This window comes from Alteromonas sp. WD8-37 (assembly GCF_055326825.1).
Genome location: NZ_JBUZOV010000002.1, coordinates 1 through 18,464, shown reverse-complemented (window position 1 = coordinate 18,464; position 18,464 = coordinate 1). Strand labels below are relative to the sequence as shown.

At 54.9% G+C, this 18,464-nt stretch carries 18 protein-coding genes and 1 tRNA gene; 5 read left to right on the top strand and 14 right to left on the bottom strand.

The window, feature by feature from the left end; all coding sequences use genetic code 11:
* Nucleotides 1-62 precede the first annotated feature (62 nt).
* On the top strand, nt 63-1,436 hold the full coding sequence (locus ACTUJZ_RS05410; RefSeq protein ID WP_463635268.1) for a Na+/H+ antiporter NhaC family protein: 1,374 nt from the start codon (nt 63-65) through the stop codon (nt 1,434-1,436).
* Here ACTUJZ_RS05410 and ACTUJZ_RS05405 read toward each other — a convergent pair.
* The 5 genes from ACTUJZ_RS05405 to ACTUJZ_RS05385 form a co-directional block, all read right to left on the bottom strand.
* Complete coding sequence (locus tag ACTUJZ_RS05405; protein ID WP_463635267.1) at nt 1,433-1,849, bottom strand: VOC family protein; 417 nt, start codon at nt 1,847-1,849, stop codon at nt 1,433-1,435. The genes ACTUJZ_RS05410 and ACTUJZ_RS05405 overlap by 4 nt on opposite strands.
* Before the next feature lie 9 nt (nt 1,850-1,858).
* On the bottom strand, nt 1,859-3,274 hold the full coding sequence (locus ACTUJZ_RS05400; protein WP_463635925.1) for an aldehyde dehydrogenase family protein: 1,416 nt from the start codon (nt 3,272-3,274) through the stop codon (nt 1,859-1,861).
* A gap of 137 nt (nt 3,275-3,411) precedes the next feature.
* Entirely contained in the window at nt 3,412-4,710 is a 1,299-nt protein-coding gene (locus tag ACTUJZ_RS05395; protein WP_463635266.1) for an adenylosuccinate synthase, read from the bottom strand.
* Between the two features lie 159 nt (nt 4,711-4,869).
* Nucleotides 4,870-5,055 carry a DUF2065 domain-containing protein gene (locus ACTUJZ_RS05390; protein WP_463635265.1) on the bottom strand — a complete coding sequence of 62 codons (186 nt, stop codon included), beginning with the start codon at nt 5,053-5,055 and terminating at the stop codon, nt 4,870-4,872.
* An 8-nt stretch (nt 5,056-5,063) separates the two neighbouring features.
* The gene (locus tag ACTUJZ_RS05385; protein WP_463635264.1) at nt 5,064-6,224 is read right to left on the bottom strand and encodes an aminotransferase class V-fold PLP-dependent enzyme; all 1,161 of its coding nucleotides are present in this window, start codon (nt 6,222-6,224) and stop codon (nt 5,064-5,066) included.
* A 143-nt stretch (nt 6,225-6,367) separates the two neighbouring features.
* Here ACTUJZ_RS05385 and ACTUJZ_RS05380 point away from each other — a divergent pair, with 143 nt between their 5' ends.
* The gene (locus ACTUJZ_RS05380) at nt 6,368-6,781 is read left to right on the top strand and encodes a hypothetical protein (RefSeq protein WP_463635263.1); all 414 of its coding nucleotides are present in this window, start codon (nt 6,368-6,370) and stop codon (nt 6,779-6,781) included.
* Nucleotides 6,782-6,799: 18 nt separating this feature from the next.
* Here ACTUJZ_RS05380 and trxA read toward each other — a convergent pair whose 3' ends face one another.
* A complete protein-coding gene (trxA, locus tag ACTUJZ_RS05375; protein WP_463635262.1) occupies nt 6,800-7,660 on the bottom strand; it encodes a thioredoxin in 861 nt (286 codons plus the stop codon).
* Nucleotides 7,661-7,796: 136 nt separating this feature from the next.
* Here trxA and ACTUJZ_RS05370 point away from each other — a divergent pair, with 136 nt between their 5' ends.
* Entirely contained in the window at nt 7,797-8,150 is a 354-nt protein-coding gene (locus ACTUJZ_RS05370; RefSeq protein WP_463635261.1) for an Mpo1-like protein, read from the top strand.
* A gap of 21 nt (nt 8,151-8,171) precedes the next feature.
* Complete coding sequence (locus ACTUJZ_RS05365) at nt 8,172-10,238, top strand: S9 family peptidase (RefSeq protein ID WP_463635260.1); 2,067 nt, start codon at nt 8,172-8,174, stop codon at nt 10,236-10,238.
* Between the two features lie 64 nt (nt 10,239-10,302).
* On the opposite strand, the gene ACTUJZ_RS05360 is transcribed toward ACTUJZ_RS05365, so the two are convergent.
* From ACTUJZ_RS05360 to purE, 7 genes are all read right to left on the bottom strand, one after another.
* Nucleotides 10,303-10,854: a superoxide dismutase family protein gene (locus ACTUJZ_RS05360; RefSeq protein ID WP_463635924.1), complete on the bottom strand. Its 552-nt coding sequence runs from the start codon at nt 10,852-10,854 to the stop codon at nt 10,303-10,305.
* A gap of 252 nt (nt 10,855-11,106) precedes the next feature.
* The gene (locus ACTUJZ_RS05355; RefSeq protein WP_463635259.1) at nt 11,107-12,216 is read right to left on the bottom strand and encodes a PQQ-dependent sugar dehydrogenase; all 1,110 of its coding nucleotides are present in this window, start codon (nt 12,214-12,216) and stop codon (nt 11,107-11,109) included.
* Between the two features lie 19 nt (nt 12,217-12,235).
* Nucleotides 12,236-12,709, bottom strand: coding sequence for a Dps family protein (locus tag ACTUJZ_RS05350; RefSeq protein ID WP_463635258.1), 474 nt, complete (start codon nt 12,707-12,709; stop codon nt 12,236-12,238).
* Nucleotides 12,710-12,800: 91 nt separating this feature from the next.
* Nucleotides 12,801-13,265 carry a copper chaperone PCu(A)C gene (locus ACTUJZ_RS05345; RefSeq protein ID WP_463635257.1) on the bottom strand — a complete coding sequence of 155 codons (465 nt, stop codon included), beginning with the start codon at nt 13,263-13,265 and terminating at the stop codon, nt 12,801-12,803.
* A 74-nt stretch (nt 13,266-13,339) separates the two neighbouring features.
* A tRNA-Thr gene (locus ACTUJZ_RS05340) sits at nt 13,340-13,415 on the bottom strand.
* Between the two features lie 95 nt (nt 13,416-13,510).
* Nucleotides 13,511-14,653 carry a 5-(carboxyamino)imidazole ribonucleotide synthase gene (locus ACTUJZ_RS05335; protein WP_463635256.1) on the bottom strand — a complete coding sequence of 381 codons (1,143 nt, stop codon included), beginning with the start codon at nt 14,651-14,653 and terminating at the stop codon, nt 13,511-13,513.
* Entirely contained in the window at nt 14,653-15,141 is a 489-nt protein-coding gene (purE, locus tag ACTUJZ_RS05330) for a 5-(carboxyamino)imidazole ribonucleotide mutase (RefSeq protein ID WP_463635923.1), read from the bottom strand. Before purE ends, ACTUJZ_RS05335 begins: the two co-directional genes overlap by 1 nt.
* A gap of 351 nt (nt 15,142-15,492) precedes the next feature.
* Here purE and nhaA point away from each other — a divergent pair, with 351 nt between their 5' ends.
* Nucleotides 15,493-16,782 carry a Na+/H+ antiporter NhaA gene (nhaA, locus tag ACTUJZ_RS05325; RefSeq protein WP_463635255.1) on the top strand — a complete coding sequence of 430 codons (1,290 nt, stop codon included), beginning with the start codon at nt 15,493-15,495 and terminating at the stop codon, nt 16,780-16,782.
* On the opposite strand, the gene ACTUJZ_RS05320 is transcribed toward nhaA, so the two are convergent.
* Nucleotides 16,779-18,074, bottom strand: coding sequence for an amidohydrolase (locus ACTUJZ_RS05320; protein WP_463635254.1), 1,296 nt, complete (start codon nt 18,072-18,074; stop codon nt 16,779-16,781). The two genes, nhaA and ACTUJZ_RS05320, sit on opposite strands and share 4 nt — an antisense overlap.
* Nucleotides 18,075-18,464: the final 390 nt, after the last annotated feature.

The window sequence follows — 18,464 nt, the reverse complement described above, 5'->3', positions numbered from 1 at the left end:
CGATGTGCCGCCCAGCCGGCCCGTGCATCGCTGCCATCCCAATATAAATGCAGGATCTCATTATGGACTGGCTGTCGGTAATCCCGCCTCTTGTGGCCATTGCTGTCGTGTTTTGGAAAAAAGAAGTGATCATGGCCTTGCTGCTGGCGGTATTATGCGCCGAAGCCTTGCTGCTGGTCCAACAAAGCGGTGCAGTGTGGCTGGCCCCCATCACCTCGATGGAGCGGGTGATTGAAGTGGCCGCCAGTCCTGGCAACACCCGTATTTTGTTGTTCTCGGTACTGGTGGGCGCGCTACTGGCCTATATCCGCGATTCTGGCGGGGTTTCGGCCATGGTTAACTGGCTGACCGGTAAAGGGGTGGCGCGCAGCCGTCGTCAGGTGGGTGGCCTGACCATGGCCACCGGGATAGCGGTGTTTATCGAGTCCAATTTAAGTGTGTTGACGTCGGGGATCTTCGCCCGTGGTCTGTTCGACAAATACAAGATGAGCCGGGCCCGGCTGGCTTACATCATCGACAGTACCAGTGCGCCGGTGTGTATCCTAATCCTGCTTAACGGCTGGGGTGCCTTTGTGCTGGGTATGCTGGAAACCTACGAGCTGGAGCAGTCAGCGGTCAGCGTGCTGTGGGGCACCGTACCGTTGAACTTTTATGCCCTGTTTACCCTGGCCATCGTGGTGTACACCATTGTGCGTGACAAGGTGCATGGCCCCATGGCGGTGGAAGAGCAGCGCCGTCAGCAGGAAGAAACCACGCTGGAAAGCCAGCCGGCTACCCTGGCGCGCTTTATGGTGGTGCCACTGTTGGTGATGGTGACCAGCATGGTGGGCTTTATGTTCTGGACCGGTGACGGCTCGCTGGCGCAAGGCAGTGGCAGTAAATCAGTGTTGTATGCCACCATGCTGGCCACCGCGGTGGCCTATCTGCTTTTGCTGGGGCATGGTCGTTTCAGTCATCAGGAAGCGGTGAAGGTCGGCTTTAAAGGCATGGGCGAACTGCTGCCGCTGGTCACTATCGTGCTGCTGTCGCTTACCTTAGGCTCCAGTTTGAAGGTGTTGGGCACCGGCGTATTTGTGTCTGGTGTAGTGGGTGAATATCTGCCCGTGGTGCTGATTGTGCCCATGTTGTTCCTGGCCGGGGCGGTCATGAGCTTTACCACCGGCACCTCTTGGGGCACCTTTGCCATCCTTATTCCCATCGGCGTGCCGCTGATCCAGGCACTGGGCCTGCCACCGTCGCTGGTGATTGCGGCGATTTTGGGCGGCGGGATCTTTGGTGATCACTGCTCGCCCATCTCAGATACCTCGGCGGTCTCATCCATTGCCGCTGGCTGCGACCTTTTGACCCATGTGCGCACGCAGTTACCCTATGCCCTGCTTGGCGGCGGGCTGACCCTGGTCGCCTATTTGGTGGCCAGCATGATTATGATTGGTTAGCTGGCAAATAGCTGATCCGGCTGGGCGAAGGCTTTAAATTCCAGCGCATTGCCGGCCGGGTCGCAAAAAAACATGGTGGCTTGTTCGCCGGGCTGGCCGGCAAAGCGAATGTAGGGCGCGATGATGAACTCGATGGCAGCCTGTTCTAAGCGGGTAGCCAGTGCCTGCCACTGTGCCATGTCCAGCACCACGCCAAAATGCGGCACTGGCACTGCATGGCTGTCGACCCCGTTCTGACCGGCCCAGTCTGGCATCTGCGCCACCTGATGGGTGACCAGTTGATGGCCGTAAAAATTCCAGTCAATCCACTGCTTATCACTGCGCCCTTGGGCACAGCCTAATGTGTCGCCGTAAAAAGCACGCGCAGCATCAAGATCATCCACCGGAATGGCTAAGTGAAACGGGGCAGGCATAAAAACTCCTTATAAAATTTTGCGCAGCAACGCCTGTTTCAGCTGACTGAACGGCGCGTAGCGTAATTTGATGTCCGGCCAGAAGCGGCGATGCATTACCGCTTTCAGATGGCTTAAGTTATCAAAGCCGGCCTGGCCATGATAGCGCCCCATGCCGCTGTTTCCTACGCCGCCAAATGGCAGGTCCGGGTTGGTCATAAACAGCATGGTGTCATTGACACAGACACTGCCGGCGCTGGTTTGGTTGAGCACTTGCTGCTGCACCTTGGAATCGGCGCAAAATAAATACAGGGCCAGCGGCTTTGGCCGGGCATTGATAAGAGCCAGGCTGTCGCTGATACGGCAAGTACCGATGATCGGTAAAATTGGGCCAAAGATTTCTTCCTGCATAAGGGGAGCATCTAAGGACGGATCCAGCACCACTGTGGGGGCCATGGCCGGGCGTGTTTCGTCCACCTCGCCACCCAGCCAGACATTCTGATCCGTAAGATAACCCTGCAATCGCGCCAGATGGCGGGCATTCACAATATTGCCGTAGTCTGCGCTGTGCAATGGCTGCTTGCCATACTGAGCACGGATCTCGGCTTTGATCGCCTTAAGCAGCGCGTCTTTGACACATTCTTCCACAATCACATAATCGGGGGCCACACAGGTCTGCCCGCAATTGAGCCACTTACCCCACACAATTCGCCGGGCAGTGATGGCAATATCGGCCGAACGGTCCACCAGACAGGGGCTTTTACCGCCAAGTTCCAGGGTCACCGGGGTCAGGTGTTGTGCGGCGGCGCGCATGACAATTTTGCCCACCGCTTCGCCGCCGGTATAAAAAATATGATCCCAGCGCTGCGCCAACAGATCGCTACTGATCGCCTTGCCACCTTCGATCACAGCGATCGCGCCATTGTCAAGATACCTGGGGATAAGTTTTTTCAGCGCGGCGGAAGTGGCCGGTGCCAGCTCCGACGGTTTCAACACCACGCAGTTACCGGCAGCCAACGCAGCAATGCATGGCGCCAGGGATAACTGCAACGGATAATTCCATGCACCGAGTACTAACACACAGCCCAGCGGCGCTGGCAGCACATAACTTTGGGCTGGCTGCGCAACTAACGGGGTCGCCACCTTACGCGGTTTTGCCCAGCGTTTGAGGTGTTTGACAGTATGTTTAATATCACCCAACAAAAAGCCAATTTCAGTGGCCCAGCTTTCTACTGCAGACTTGCCCAAGTCCTCTTGCAGAGCGGCCTGCAGAGTTTCCTCTTCTTGCTGCAACAGGGTTTTGAGCGCTTTTAACTGGCCTTTTCGCCATTCGATATCGCGGGTTTTACCACTGGCAAAACTGGTGGTTAGTGGCGTCAGCAACGCATCAAGTTCAGGGACGGGTAATGCCGGCTCGACAGCCGCGGGGGTAGGTACAGATTGCATCATGGTGGTTGAACAAAAACTAAACCGAAGTCATATCAAAGCGGGTTTGCGGGGGAAAAGCAAGCAAAATCCACCAGCTAAAAAAAACCACAGCCTACCGGGGGCAGGCTGTGGATAACTTTATGGATAAAGTGTGATCACGCGTCGTAGGGATGACGCAAAACGATCGTTTCGTTGCGATCCGGGCCGGTCGAAATGATATCTACCGGCACGCCGGTGATCTGTTCGATCCGGCTGATGTATTTTTTAGCCGCTTCTGGCAGACCGTCATAGTCCTGCACACCAAAGGTGTTTTCTGACCAGCCAGGCATGCTCTCATATACCGGGGTGACTGCGTCATAACCGTCGGCAGCCATCGGCGGTACATCTTTCACATTGCCGTCGGCATCTTTGTAGCCCACACAGATTTGCAGGGTATCCAGGCCATCCAGCACATCCAGTTTGGTCAGGCACAAGCCGGTGATCGAGTTGATCTGTACCGCACGTTTCATGGCGACCGCATCAAACCAGCCGGTACGGCGCTTACGTCCGGTAGTGGCACCAAATTCATGGCCTTTTTCGCCCAGATGCTGACCCACATCACAGGCCAGCTCAGTAGGAAACGGGCCAGAACCGACACGCGTGGTATAGGCTTTAACGATACCCAGCACATAGTCCAGGTTCAGCGGGCCAAAGCCGGCACCGGTAGCAACACCACCCACCGTGGTATTCGACGAGGTAACATACGGATAGGTGCCGTGATCGATATCCAGCAACGTGCCCTGCGCGCCTTCAAACATAATAGGCGTGCCGGCTTTATGGGCTTTATCCAGGGTATCGGTGACATCAACCACCATGGATTTTAGAATATCCGCCACGGCCATGGCTTCTTGGTAGGTCTTATCAAAATCGACCGGCTCTTCGTGGTAGTACTGGGTCAGAGTGAAATTGTGCACATCCAGCACTTCTTTGAGCTTGGTGGCAAAATCTTCAGCATTGAACAGATCGCCTACGCGCAGACCACGGCGCGACACCTTGTCTTCGTAAGCAGGTCCGATACCACGGCCGGTGGTGCCGATGGCTTTGGCGCCACGGGCTTTTTCACGCGCCACATCCAGCGCAATATGATAAGGCAGGATTAGCGGGCAGGCTTCGCTGATCTTCAAACGATCGCGTACCGGTACCCCACGCTCTTCCAGCATGGCGATTTCGGTCATCAAGGCTTCCGGGCTGAGTACCACGCCGTTGCCGATGATACAGGTCACATTATCGCGCAAGATACCCGATGGGATCAGGTGCAATACTGTTTTTTCACCGTTGATTACCAGAGTATGACCGGCGTTATGGCCACCTTGATAGCGCACCACATATTTTGCCCGGTCTGTGAGAAGATCTACAACCTTACCTTTACCCTCGTCACCCCATTGGGTGCCAAGTACCACTACGTTCTTTGCCATGAATCGAATGTGTAAAAAAATTAGGCGGGGATTCTACCAGAGATCGGTCGCAGGGATCATCTGTTTTGTGTGTATTTTATGCGCAATCACGCGCAGCCACTAGCTTGATAGGCAGCCAATATTAGCCGCTATAATTTGCTTCAAAAAAAGCGATAACCTTCAAGCGGTCAGTAAAAATACGCACAGTACGCCGACGGTGACCAGCACTGCGCCAGCCTGGCGCAACTCTTGGCTGGGCAACTCACTGATATGGCGTAACAATCGTTGCCAGCGGTTGGGAAATAACAGCGGCCCGATGCCTTCGATGACCAGCACCAGGGCCAGTGCGATCCAAAATGCGTCCATTGGCGTCCTTAGCAATGTCTGATGGGATCAAGATCCAGCTTATCAGGGCTATGATACAGCGCAAACCCAAAGCGCAGGCGTGCATCCCTGTAATCAGTCAGGATCCCGTGCTGGTGTAAGCGCCCGGCCAGGTCGGCACAAGTTTGCGTATCAGGTAGCGTGAAGGTTAAAAAGTGGCCGCGCTGCGCAGGCGCCTCGACTACCAGATTAGCACGCTGCAGGTGGCGATGATCGAGCGTCTCCAGCTGCGACAAAAAGGCTGCCTGCACCTGTTTGACGTGGGCATCGATGGCCGACACATCCAGCTGCAGGCTGTCGAGCCAGGCAAACACCGCACGCTGCCGGTACAAGGCGCAATAATCCATGGTGGCACCGGCAAAGCGCATACCGTTGTCAGCATAACTGACGGCCTGCCGGCGCGGCTGGTCCAGCGCGCCAAATTCAGCAAACCAGCCGGTATACACCGGCCGCGCACGGCAAGAAGGCGGTATATGAGCAAAGCACACACCCTCGCCGGCCTGCGCATATTTGTAGCCACCGGCCAAATAAAATACCCGGTCAGCGATAGGCGCCAAATCGGTAGGCAGCGCCATAAAACCATGGTAGCCGTCGATCACAATCAGAGTCTCAGGATCCTCCACCTGGCGCACCAGCTCAACCAAATCATGGCCGCCGAAGCCGGTATTAAAAAATACCTGACTGATAAAGATCATATCCCAGCGGCGCGAGCGGATTGCCTCGCCAAAGCGTTCGGCAAAACTGGCCAGCGGCAAGGTGGGGATCTGGGTCAGCGCGATAGCATCGTCTTCGACCAGCCGCTGCGCCTGGCGGGTAAAGCTGTGAAATTCACTGTCGGTGGATAACACCGCCGGCGTACTCTTGGTATCTAAGCAACTGAACAGTCGCATCACTAGTTCATGGGTGTTGGGGGCAAACACAATTTGCTCAGGCTGGCCGGTGTTTAGGTGACTACTGATGGCCTGTTGTACCGCCGGTACCGCATGGCTAAAAAAGTGGCTCCACTTGTCATCCGCGTAACGGGCGCTGTCGTCCCAGTAATCCAGCATGGCCTGGCGGGTAACATCTGGCCAATAATAATGACTGTGGCAGGCAAAATGCTGCTGACCGGGGTGGGCGTCGAGAAAATGCTGATAATACTGCTGGTACATAAGGGCGCTCTGTAAACATTTTTTTAACCTTAGCAAAAAATGGTTTAACAAAGTAGCCTAAGGAACAATGGTAGCCCGGCAAAAAAAGCATACACTGTAATCAGTAGCAAGTGAGTTGGGTTGGCTAAAATTAGCGAGGCAGGATGCGATTTCCAAGTTATGGTCAGTACACACTGGATAAGTCAGGCAATATGCTGGAAGTGTATGCCACCGGGGCGTGGAATTTGGCCACCACCGAGGCATTGGTAGAGGAGCTGACAGTGGTTATCCGCAGTTTTGATAATGCGCCCTGGGCGGCGTTACTGGACGGGCGCCGCTGGGTATTAACCACCCCGGAATGTCAAAAGCTGCTGGCCAGCGCAATCAACCGCTGCATTGAGCGCGGGCTGCAGCGTTCAGCCTATGTGCTGGACATGGGCATGGTCAAGCGTGCGCAAATCGAGCGTACTCATCCTGACCACCAGGCTGATGGCCCGCTGGCCAACTATCAGCGCCAGTATTTCGACAGTTATTTTTCCGCGCTCAAATGGCTGCGGGCGGAAGGCTTCAATCCCTAACGCCCGCTAGCCCTACGCTTAATACAGCAGGCTGTAGACTTTACGCCGGTAAAGTGATTTTTGCGGGTCACCATCGGGCAGCGCATTGATCATATCCAGCATCACTTTTTTGCCATCACCAAAATTCAAATCGGTCAGCAACACCTTGTGCAGTAATGGCAAGGCTTCATCGACCTTATGCGCCTGTTGCAACTGCACGGCTAAATCAATCTTTAACTGCAAATCATCCGGGTTGGCCGCCACGGCTTCTTCCAGCTGGCGCAGCTCGGGCGAGTCAGCGGCCTGCTCGGCCAGTTCAATCTTGCCGTTAAGCGCCTGGTAGCGCTGGTCCTGATCTACCATGCGAATTTCACTCAGCTCACTTTTAGCCTGGGCTAGCGAGCCGGTTTCAATCAAACAATCGATGTAGGTATAGCGCGCGTCAATGTTGTCCGGATTCACATCCACAGCCTGTTTAGCCAGTGGAAATGCTTGTTGGTAATCGCCGGCTTGCACCAGTTGTAGGGCTTGCTGCAATTCGGCATCGCCAGGTTGCGGCAGATATTTGCTCAGCATCTCACGGATCTGCGCTTCGCCTTGCATTCCTGCAAAGCCGTCCACCGGCTGACCATTTTGCACCACCATTACCGTGGGCAGATTTCGGATCCCAAATTGCGCCGCGATCTCCTGCTGGGCTTCACAATCTACCCGCGCCAGGATCATATGCTCGGTATATTCACCGGCTATCTTTTCCAGCATCGGCATCAGATCTTTACAGGGTTCACACCAACTTGCCCAAAAGTCCACCAGCACCAGTTTTTCCTGGGATTGCTGCAGGATCACCTGTTGAAAATTTTCCGGCGTGATATCTACCACATTTGTTTGCCCGAATGTGTCCATAAAAGAGTGCCTATCAATTGCGTAAAGTTGCCTGATGATATGGGGTAATTGCATCAAAAAACAAGCCGATGCGCCGTTGCATTAGGCCCCGCGACCTTTTACGATTAACAATCTGTTCACATGTCAGGTAATGCTCATGGCTGCTGTACCGCACTTTTCGCGTTTTCGCGATTTTTATCCGTATTATTTGTCGGAGCACACCCACCCCACCTGCCGCTGGCTGCATTTTATTGGCTCCTGGCTGGTACTGGCGGTGCTGGCCTGGGTAATGCTGAGTCAACAGTGGGCTGGATTGCTACTGGTGCCCGTAATAGGCTATGGCTGTGCCTGGGTGGGCCATTTCTTTTTTGAAAAAAACCGCCCGGCAACATTCACTTATCCCGGTTATAGCCTGTTGGGCGACTGGGTGATGTTCAAGGATATATTGCGTGGCCGGGTGTCACTCAAAGGCCGCGCCTATGATGCGCCGCGCCCGGCGGCGGATAAATAACATCAACAACAAGGATCTATTATGGGTTTAAAAGCAACCTGCCTGGGGCTTAGCGCCACCTTGCTAAGCAGCCTGGCTGTGGCGGATGATCATCAACTGCCAACCACCTTGCAGTATGCCGATGTGTTTAACATCGAATATGCGGCCTCGCCATTTTTCAGCGAAGATGCCAGCACCCTGTACTATGTGCGCCGCAGCATGGACATCATGCAGGATCGCACCACCTCGGCTTTGTGGCAGATTGATATCGACAGTGCTGAGCACCGGCCCTTTTTGGCCGACGCTGGCAATATCCGCGAACCGGTATTGTCTCCTGATGGCATGAAGCTGGCGTTTGTCAGTGACCAGAGCGGCAGTGCCCAGCTGTATGTACATTATCTGGACTCTGGCCTACAGGCACGCCTGACCAATCTGCAGCACAGCCCGGCCAATGTGGTGTGGTCGCCCGATAGCACCGAACTGGCTTTTACCGCGTTTACCCCCAGTCAGCCGGCCCGTTTGTTCACCGACATGCCCGGCAAACCCGATGGCGCCAAATGGGCCGAATCAGCCAAATATATCGAAAAAACCAATTATCGGGCGGATGGGGCCGGTTATTTGCAAAATGGTCACAACCAGATTTATTTGCTGCCCCTGGCCGGCGGTACCCCGCGCCAGCTGACCACCGGGGAGTATCCCAATAGCGGCACTTTAAGCTTTTCGTCCGATGGCAAAGCGGTGTATTTTGCGGCAGATCGCCAGGCCGATTTTGCTCTGCATCCGCTGCGCGCCGACCTATTTAAGGTTGATACTGCCAGCCGTCAGGTGGAACAGGTCACCAGTATGGAAGGCCCGGAAGGCAATCCTAAGTTGAGTCCAAACGGCAAATATCTGGCGTTTACTCAGCTAAACGATCGCAAAAAGTCGTATCAAAACAGCGATCTGGTGGTCATGAATTTAGACAGTGGCAAACACACGCGGCTGACCAGTGAGTTGGACCGCTCCTTAGGCGATTTTGTCTGGGCCAAAGACAGCAAGTCACTGGTATTTGCTTATGATGACAAAGGCCATACCCGCCTGGCGCGGGCCAGCCTGCAGGGTGACATACGCAAACTGGATGTGAGCTTAGGCGGGCAGTCATTGGGCCGTCCTTACACGTCCGGCCAGTTCGCGCTGGCCAGTGACGGTACTCTGGCCATCACTACCGCCAATCCGCAACGCCCGGCCGATATTGCCCTGGTCTCTGCCAAGGGTAAGCAACGGGTGGTCACGCAGTTAAACGAAGACGCGCTGGGGCATCTGCAACTGGCGCGGGTGGAACATCTGCCGATCAAAGCCAGCGGCGACGACACCCCCATTGATGCCTGGGTGGCCTACCCGCCTGAATTTGATGCCAGCAAACAATACCCCATGATCCTGGAAATTCATGGTGGCCCACATGCCGCGTATGGCCCGCACTTTGCCATGGAAGTGCAACTGATGGCGGCGCAGGGTTATGTGGTGGTATGGTCCAACCCTCGGGGCAGCTCGTCGTACGGTGAAGCATTTGGCAACATGATCCACCACAATTATCCGTCGGATGATTATCAGGATCTGATGGATGTGGTTGATGCGGTGGTGGCCAAAGGCAATGTGGATAAAGACAAGCTATTTATCACCGGCGGCTCCGGTGGTGGTGTGCTGACCGCCTGGTCCATCGGTAAAACTGACCGCTTTGCTGCGGCCGTGGTTGCCAAGCCTGTGATCAACTGGATGAGCTTTGCCCTGACTGCTGATGCCTACCCGTATTTTTCTCAATACTGGATGCCGGGCAAACCGTGGGAAGTGGCTGATCATCTGTGGGAACATTCGCCGCTGTCACTGGTGGGCAATGTCACTACCCCAACGCTGCTGCTAACCGGCGAAGCGGATTACCGCACTCCCATCAGCGAATCAGAGCAGTTTTATCAGGCACTGCGCCTGCAAGGGGTGGATGCAGCCATGGTGCGGATCCCGGGTGCCTCGCATGGCATTGCGGCACGCCCGTCTCACCTGATTGAAAAGGTTGGCAACATTGTGGCCTGGTTTGAGCGCTATCAGGACAGCGAGCAAACCAGCACTAATCAGTAATTCTCATTATTAAGGGCAGGCCGGCTGGCCTGCCCGTTCAAGGCTAACCTCACAGCCAGCCGGCTTAGCGGATCACCCCACAGGCAACCCGTGCACCGCCGCCGCCCAGTTTTTCCGGCTCATCAGCATAATTATCACCGTCGGCATGCACCATCAATGCCCGGCCTTTGACATCTGCCACACTTAAACGGGTAGCAATTACCGGATGGGTGGCCTGCCCCTCTTCACCGACATACAGTAACGGCAAGTCGCCTAAGTGGCTGTCTTTAGACCAGGGAACGCCGTGACTGTCGGTATTATGCGGATCATAATGGCTGCCAGCCGCACCACCGGGCACCTTTTCGCCGTCTTTCATCGCAGTGTCACAGCTGGGGTTTTCATGCACATGAAAACCGTGGCCACCGGTATCGAGCCCTTGCAAGTCGGGCGTCAGCACAAGACCATGCTCATGATCGTGTAATTTCACGCTGCCGGCCGACTGGCCGGTTTGCACATTGGTCATCTCTACTGTCAGTGAGGCGCTAGCATGGTCGGTGGCGTGATCAGTAGCATGGTTATCGGCCTGGCAGCCTAAGCTCAATAAGGCCAGGGGAAGTACGGCTAAACCTGAACGCAGCATATCAATCTCCTTGGGTTAACCCATCTGGCCGGAAGAGAATAATAAACAGCGCGACCCGGCCGCCTTGCATGGGAAGTTTAAGAGCCTGGCTGGCCGTGGTGGCTCGCCAGGCCGGGTATCACAGGTTGGTACTGTCAGGCCAGCGTGGCCAGATCACCGCTGTACCGCAGACGCGGGGGCGCAGTGGCCATAAAGCCATAAAAAAACCGCGCTGAAAAAGCGCGGTTTTGAACATCAGAAATTAATTAGCTAGTTGGCTGGCGACAGCTGCAGCAACTTACCTTTGGGGGCATCGGTCAATACATAAATCAAACCGTCGGGGCCCACTTCCACATCGCGGATCCGTTCATTACGATCGCGCAAATATTCGTGCTGCTCGCCCGGCTGGCCATCGTTCATTTCGATCCGGCGCAGATGGGTGAATTTTAACGCACCGACTAATAAATCACCCTGCCAGTCAGCAAAGGTGTCAGCATCGTAAAAGGCCATGCCGCTGGGCGCGATAGACGGATCCCAGTACAGAACCGGCTGTTCCATGCCTTCCTGATGGGTTTTATCTGAAATCACTGTCCCATCGTAATCCACCCCATAGGTGATAGCCGGCCAGCCATAGTTATTGCCCTTTGCCAGCAGGTTCACTTCATCACCGCCTTTAGGCCCGTGCTCCATGGCCCAAATCGCACCGGTTTGCGGGTGGGTGGTCAGACCCTGCACATTGCGGTGGCCGTACGTGAACACCTCAGGTGCCTCGCCGTCGGCAAACGGGTTGTCCTCCGGCACGCTGCCGTCACGGCGAATGCGCACAATTTTACCAAAATGGTTATCGGTGTTTTGCGCTTCATCCATGTACTTATAGCGGTCGCCCATGGCCACATACAGATTGTTCTGCGCATCAAACGTTAGTCGGCAGCCAAAGTGAAACCCGTTATCCACCAGAGGCTTGGCCACAAAGATGGTCTGATTGTCGGTCAGGCTATTACCGTCCAGCTTGGCGCGCATCACCGCACTGCTGTTACCGTTACTGCCCTGCTTGGTGTAACACAGATAAATGGTCTGGTTGCTGGCAAATTCCGGGTCAATGGCCACATCCAGCATGCCGCCCTGGTTCACCGCCTGCACAGCAGGTGCATTGGCCAATGGATCACTCAAGCCCTCATCAAACGAATATTTGCGAACCTGGCCGGCGCGCTCGGTCAGCAGCAGGTCACCAGAGGGTAAAAATGCCATGCCCCAGGGATTTTTCAATCCGGTGGCCAGTTCTTTTACCTGCAGTTCGCTATCGGCCGCCCAGCCGCTGGCACTGCAGACTACAGTGCTCAGCGCTGCCACACGGGCGATGTACGTCATTTTTTTCATCATGGTATCGTGGTTTCCGGTCTTAGTTAGGCAGCGTCGCGCGCAGCATCCAGGCGGTTTTCTCGTGAATGCGCATGCGATCCGAGATCAATGCAATCGATGATTCATCTTCAGCTTCCTGAGCCTGCTTAAGCGCGTCGCGGCTGGTTTTAACCACCTGTTCATGGCCATGGCACAGCAGACGCACCATTTCGGTGGCTTCCGGTACCCCTTCAACTTCTGTGATGGAACTTAACTCGGCAAATGCTTTATAAGTGCCTGGCGCCACTACGCCCAGGGTCCGGATCCGCTCGGCAATATCATCCACAGCAGTGGCCAGCTCGGTATAATGTTCTTCAAACATCAGGTGCAATGTACGAAATTGCGGGCCGGATACATTCCAGTGAAAATTGTGCGTTTGCAAATACAGGGTGTAGGTATCTGCCAGCAGATGTTTTAAGCCTTCTGCCACTGTGTTGCGGTCAGCTTCTGAAATACCGATATCAATTTTGCTCATCATGCGCTCCTTGTGTTTTTGCGATGATTTTTTTAGATAAATCATTGTGAGTAGATAGTACACCAGGCATCTGGTTTTGGTTTAGCCGGCCTCAATGATCTTCATGGTGCCGATGCGCATGAGCGTCTGCTGCTCGCACGGCAAAGTCCACCGGCTGGGTAGTACCATCTTTAAATATCAGAGTCAGCGGGATAGTCTGGCCCGCCTGCAAAGGACCGACTAAGCCGGTCAGCATAATATGTCGGGCACCCGGCTCAAACACCACCTGGTCACCAGCGGCGATTTCCACCTGCGGCAATGCCCGCATGCTGGTCATGTCATCTTCGATGGTGGTGCGGTGCAAACTGGCCGCGGCGGCCACCGACCTGGCTACCTTGACCCCAATCAGCACCACCGACTCGCTACCATTGTTATGCAATGTGCCATAGCCGGCCGCCGAGGTGGCTTTGGTAAAAGTGGCGGCAATATAGGGATCGTCGACCGTTACCGTGGCGGCCGCAAAGACAACCTGGCTAAACAGTGTAACACTTAATAAAAACAGAGAGATAGCACGCATTTGAAGCGCTCCAATAAGACCTTATGTCTATACTAGCGCGGATGCGGCGGGTGACAAGATATTTGCAAAGAAAATGGTGCCGACTGCCGGAATCGAACTGGCGACCTACTGATTACAAGTCAGTTGCTCTACCAACTGAGCTAAGTCGGCACACTAAGAAAAGACGCTACCCGCATGCCTTGAGTGGCGAGCAGCGGGGCGTATTGTAGCGGCCAAATGGTCGCTGTCAAGTATTATGCCGGCGACTATTTTATCGCGCTTAAACGGCGGGCTTCGTCGGCCAGATGCGGAAAGGCTTCGGTAGGCACGTAGTCGGCCAGCTGCGCCAGCTTTTGACCCAGTTCACGATAGCTGGGCGCGGTCAGATTGATGTGGCCCATTTTGCGTTTTTTGCGCACCGATTTGCCGTACCAATGCAAATGGCACCCTGGGATACTCAATAGCTCACGGGAAAACGACCCGCAGCCGATGATATTAACCATGGCTGCCGGCTCACGCGCCTGGGTATCTCCCAGCGGCAGGCCCACCAGCGCGCGCAGATGGTTTTCAAACTGGCTAGTGGTGGCACCGCTCAATGTCCAGTGACCTGAGTTGTGCACCCGCGGCGCCAGCTCGTTGACCAGCAAGTCATCACCGGTTTGAAACAGCTCCACTGCCAGTACACCGACATACTGCATGCCTTCGGCCAACTTGGTGAAGATGGCTTCGGCCTGCTGTTGCACTGCCGCACTGGTATGTGTCGCTGGGGCCACCGACACATGCAGCTGGCCTTTATGGTGCAGATTCTCTGCCAGCGGGTACACTTTGATATCACCGGTTTGGCTGCGCACGCCAATCAGCGATATTTCACGCTCAAAGGCCTGCATTTGCTCCACCACCAGCGGCACTGTTTTCAAATCCAGACCGGCCAGATCCTGCTTCAGTGCGGGCAGGTCTTTGGCAGCGTGCAATCGCCATTGGCCATAGCCATCATAGCCATCACGGCTGGCTTTGATGATCAGGCGCTCACCCAGCGCGCTGACGCACTCATCCAGTTGGGCCAGGTCAGTAACAATGCGATGAGCACAGTTTGGAATATGCAGCGATTCGAGAAGTTGCTTTTCGCGGACGCGGTCGGCTCCTACCAAAATGGCATCCATGGAGGGCATCAGCTTGTCGGTTTTGGCGGCCTGTTCAAGCAGCCGCTCTGGCACATGCTCAAATTCTACGGTTAACGCATCGGCTGACTCGATGGCCTGGATCAACGTTTGATCCAGCGGCCGTTTGCTGACCGGGTGGACCACACTATCATTTTTAACTTCCACCGCCTGCACATCAATGCCAAGTGGTGCGCCGGCCAGATACATCATCTGCGCCAACTGGCCGGCGCCATATACCAAAATACGCATCAGTCCAGCTCCAGTGTGCTGCTGGCCAGCACTGTCTCGGTTTGTTTGGCCCGAAAGGCTTTGATGGCGTCGCGTACCGCCGGCTCCTGCAGCGCCACAACCTGCGCTGCCAACAGCCCGGCATTGGCGGCACCAGCTTCGCCGATGGCCAGCGTCCCTACCGCTACGCCTTTAGGCATTTGCACGATGGATAACAGTGAGTCCAGCCCGTTTAACGCTTTTGATTTGACCGGGCAGCCAAATACCGGCAGATGGGTGTGCGCTGCCAGCATACCTGGCAAGTGCGCTGCCCCGCCGGCACCAGCAATGATACAGCTGTACCCCTGCTCTTCGGCCGTTTCGGCAAACTCCACCAGCAAGTTAGGTGTGCGGTGCGCTGAGACCACCTGGGCGTGGTATTCAACCCCAAAATCTTTGAGCATGCGCGCTGCCTGCTGCATAGTCGGCCAGTCGGAGGTCGACCCCATCACAATTGCAACTTTTGCCATTTTTTGTGCGTCCCCGTAACAATCAAAATCAAGAATAAGCCGCAGTCGCCAGGCGCTGACACCCGGTGTGCGTGAAGGCGCCCGATTGTAGCGCAAAATGCCGGCGAAGCCCACAAAATGGCCAGCGATGTTGCGTCTGCCCAGTGCCGGCCAGCCCTGCCTACCTGCCGCGATCATCATATCAAAACCAGTATTTTTGGTATTTTTCCGCAGCTTAAGCGCACCATCGCGGCAAATTTTCGTAAGAGTACTAATCAATCATTGTTTTTGCTGAACAATCACTAACAGGTGACATCGTTCCGGCTACTTGCCGCCACCCGGCGGCCTCGATTTTAAGACTGAGAGTGAAGCATGAGTTTGAAAGAAGAAGTCCAACAGCTTAACGAGGCGGTAACCGAATTTTTAAAACGCGAATCCTCGGCGGGTATTGTATTAATGGCGGCCACGGTACTGGCCCTGATTGTGGCCAATTCGCCACTCGAGTACTGGTACAACCAACTTATTGAAGTACCGGTGATCATTGCCGCCGGCAGCTGGGGTATCGAAAAACCCTTACTGTTGTGGATCAATGATGGCCTGATGGCCATTTTCTTTTTTCACGTAGGCTTAGAACTTAAACGTGAAGTGTGTGAAGGCGAGCTGGCCAATCCCAAAGAAATTGTGCTGCCTACGGCTGGTGCCATAGGCGGCATGGCCATCCCGGCGCTGGTGTATGTGTGGATCAACTGGGGGGATAGCGAAGCCATGTCTGGCTGGGCGATACCGGCAGCCACCGATATCGCCTTTGCGTTGGGTATTCTGGCCTTGTTGGGCAGCCGGGTACCAGCCAGTTTAAAAGTTTTTCTGGTCACCCTGGCCATCATCGATGACATCGGTGCCATCTTAATTATTGCGTTGTTCTACACCAACAATATCACCGAAACCGCGCTATTAATCGCGGCCGGCTGTCTGGTGGTGTTATGGCTGATGAACCGGCGTAATGTAGTGGATTTGCCGGCGTATATTCTGGTTGGGCTGGTGTTGTGGGTTGCGCTACTTAAGTCCGGCGTGCACGCGACCCTCGCCGGTGTGGTGCTGGCCGCCTTTATCCCCATGCGGGCCAAACACGACCCATCTCATTCCCCGGTGACTAAACTGGAACATGAGCTTAATGCGTCGGTCAGTTTTGCCATCTTACCGATCTTTGCCTTTGCCAATGCCGGTATCAATTTTGGTGAGATCCGCCCCGAGGGGATTTTTCACCCGGTCACTTTTGGGATCTTTTTAGGCCTGGTGGTGGGCAAGCAGATTGGGGTGTTTGCCTTTTGCTGGCTGGTGGTCAAGCTGGGCCTGGCCAAATTGCCGGAGGACATAAACTTTAAGCATATCTACGGCTGCTCACTGCTATGTGGCGTGGGCTTTACCATGAGTTTGTTTATCGGCGCGCTGGCGTTTGAAGAGTCCGGGGTCAACCGGATGTTTGATGAACGGGTGGGGATCTTAGCCGGCTCACTGGTATCGGCCATTGCCGGTTACCTGGTGTTGTATGTGATTGGCCGGCATCGCCATACCGGTGAGCAGTATGGTGAGAGCCCCGAAGTGCATCAGGATGCTCCCACCGTGACACCGGCAGGCGAACAAAAAGAAGACTCGTCGAACTAGTTTTGAGCCTGTTGCATGTAATCCAGGGTCATGTTGGTCAACAATTTGACCCCCAGTTTCATGCCTTTGTCATCCACATAAAATTCCGGCGTATGGTGCGCCGGAGAATCTTCCACCGACACATCCAACGGCTTGCCGCCGACCCACAGATACAACCCGGGCACCTGCTCTTGGAAAAATGAAAAGTCTTCGGCACCGGTGACCGGCTTAGACAGCAGTACATTTTGCTGGCCCGCAGTGCGTTTTAATGTGGGCAGCATCTGCGCGGTGAGTGCCGGATCGTTAAAGGTAATGGGATAGCTGTAATCCAGCGGCAGGGTCAGCTCGGCTTTAGCGCCCATGCTATTGGCAATCCCCTGCACTTTGCGCTCCATGGCTTCGTAGATATGCTCACGGGCTTCTTTACTTAAGGTGCGAATGGTGCCCACCAACTCCACTTCTTCAGGAATGATGTTGGAACGGTTGCCGCCATGGATCGAGCCCACACTGACCACCGCAGCGCTATCGATCACCTTAATTTCCCGGCTGACAATGGTTTGCAGTGACATCACCATCTGGGCAGCAGTCACGATAGGGTCGACACTTTTCCATGGATAGGCACCGTGGGCCTGTTTACCTTTGATCACGATTTTAAACGGGTCGACCGCGGCCATGGCCCCTTTGGGTGTGTAGCGTACTTTGCCGATATCGGTGTTGGCATTGATGTGCAAACCAAAAATCACATCCACATCTGGGTTTTTCAACACGCCTTCTTTAACCATCACTTCCGCGCCACCTTTTTCTCCTGGCGGTGCGCCTTCTTCGGCTGGCTGGAAGATAAACTTCACTTTGCCGTGCAGTTTATCTTTCATCTGCGAGAGCACCTTGGCCGCGCCCATCAGCATGGCCATGTGGGTGTCATGCCCACAGGCATGCATGACCGGCACGGTATTGCCGTCAAACTCACCGGTTTGGGTGGACTTGTACGGTAGGTCGTTACGCTCTTCTACCGGCAGGCCATCCATATCAGCGCGCAACGCCACTACCGGACCCGGACGGCCGCTATCAAGCACAGCCACTACGCCGGTCTTGGCCACGCCGGTGGTGATTTCCACATCCAGTGTCTGCAAAAATTCGGTGATGTATTTGGCGGTATCGTATTCGCGGTTAGACAGCTCTGGAAATTCGTGAAAATGATGACGCCATTCAATCACCTTGGGCTCCACCTCAGAGACCAGTGATTCAACATCCTGCGCTGCCGCAGCAGTACCCCATACCAGCCCCAACGCCAGTCCAATCAGTGTTTTTTTCATTTGTGAGTTCCCTTGTGTTTTTTTGCCACCCTATCAAATTTTGAGCAACGCAGGGAAATTAAAGCGGTGAGCAACCGTTGGCTGCGCCAATGATGCCCCCCGTCGTCCCGACGAAAGTCGGGATCTCCCTGGGCTACCGCCTTGGTGCGCAAATGCTACCCGAGTCAGTCATAGTGGGAGATCGCGGCCTGCGCCGCGATGACCGGGAAGGGGCCGCGAGGACTTAATAGGTGTTCATGTAGACCATAACCCGGCACCCACCACCCCCGTCATCCCGTATATGGACTCCTCCTGTTAAGCAACACGTTTGTGACCCAGTAAAAAGTTTGATGCGTGCGTATATTCGGACTCTATTTGGGTAGCTAACCCTGTCCATGCATGTATTCGCAC

What these genes read in the sequence shown, in the direction of transcription:
- ACTUJZ_RS05410 (WP_463635268.1), top strand. Translation starts at nt 63, where the DNA reads ATGGACTGGCTGTCGGTAATCCCGCCTCTTGTGGCCATTGCTGTCGTG.
- ACTUJZ_RS05405 (WP_463635267.1), bottom strand. Translation starts at nt 1,849, where the DNA reads ATGCCTGCCCCGTTTCACTTAGCCATTCCGGTGGATGATCTTGATGCT.
- ACTUJZ_RS05400 (WP_463635925.1), bottom strand. Translation starts at nt 3,274, where the DNA reads ATGCAATCTGTACCTACCCCCGCGGCTGTCGAGCCGGCATTACCCGTC.
- ACTUJZ_RS05395 (WP_463635266.1), bottom strand. Translation starts at nt 4,710, where the DNA reads ATGGCAAAGAACGTAGTGGTACTTGGCACCCAATGGGGTGACGAGGGT.
- ACTUJZ_RS05390 (WP_463635265.1), bottom strand. Translation starts at nt 5,055, where the DNA reads ATGGACGCATTTTGGATCGCACTGGCCCTGGTGCTGGTCATCGAAGGC.
- ACTUJZ_RS05385 (WP_463635264.1), bottom strand. Translation starts at nt 6,224, where the DNA reads ATGTACCAGCAGTATTATCAGCATTTTCTCGACGCCCACCCCGGTCAG.
- ACTUJZ_RS05380 (WP_463635263.1), top strand. Translation starts at nt 6,368, where the DNA reads ATGCGATTTCCAAGTTATGGTCAGTACACACTGGATAAGTCAGGCAAT.
- trxA (WP_463635262.1), bottom strand. Translation starts at nt 7,660, where the DNA reads ATGGACACATTCGGGCAAACAAATGTGGTAGATATCACGCCGGAAAAT.
- ACTUJZ_RS05370 (WP_463635261.1), top strand. Translation starts at nt 7,797, where the DNA reads ATGGCTGCTGTACCGCACTTTTCGCGTTTTCGCGATTTTTATCCGTAT.
- ACTUJZ_RS05365 (WP_463635260.1), top strand. Translation starts at nt 8,172, where the DNA reads ATGGGTTTAAAAGCAACCTGCCTGGGGCTTAGCGCCACCTTGCTAAGC.
- ACTUJZ_RS05355 (WP_463635259.1), bottom strand. Translation starts at nt 12,216, where the DNA reads ATGATGAAAAAAATGACGTACATCGCCCGTGTGGCAGCGCTGAGCACT.
- ACTUJZ_RS05350 (WP_463635258.1), bottom strand. Translation starts at nt 12,709, where the DNA reads ATGAGCAAAATTGATATCGGTATTTCAGAAGCTGACCGCAACACAGTG.
- ACTUJZ_RS05345 (WP_463635257.1), bottom strand. Translation starts at nt 13,265, where the DNA reads ATGCGTGCTATCTCTCTGTTTTTATTAAGTGTTACACTGTTTAGCCAG.
- ACTUJZ_RS05335 (WP_463635256.1), bottom strand. Translation starts at nt 14,653, where the DNA reads ATGCGTATTTTGGTATATGGCGCCGGCCAGTTGGCGCAGATGATGTAT.
- purE (WP_463635923.1), bottom strand. Translation starts at nt 15,141, where the DNA reads ATGGCAAAAGTTGCAATTGTGATGGGGTCGACCTCCGACTGGCCGACT.
- nhaA (WP_463635255.1), top strand. Translation starts at nt 15,493, where the DNA reads ATGAGTTTGAAAGAAGAAGTCCAACAGCTTAACGAGGCGGTAACCGAA.
- ACTUJZ_RS05320 (WP_463635254.1), bottom strand. Translation starts at nt 18,074, where the DNA reads ATGAAAAAAACACTGATTGGACTGGCGTTGGGGCTGGTATGGGGTACT.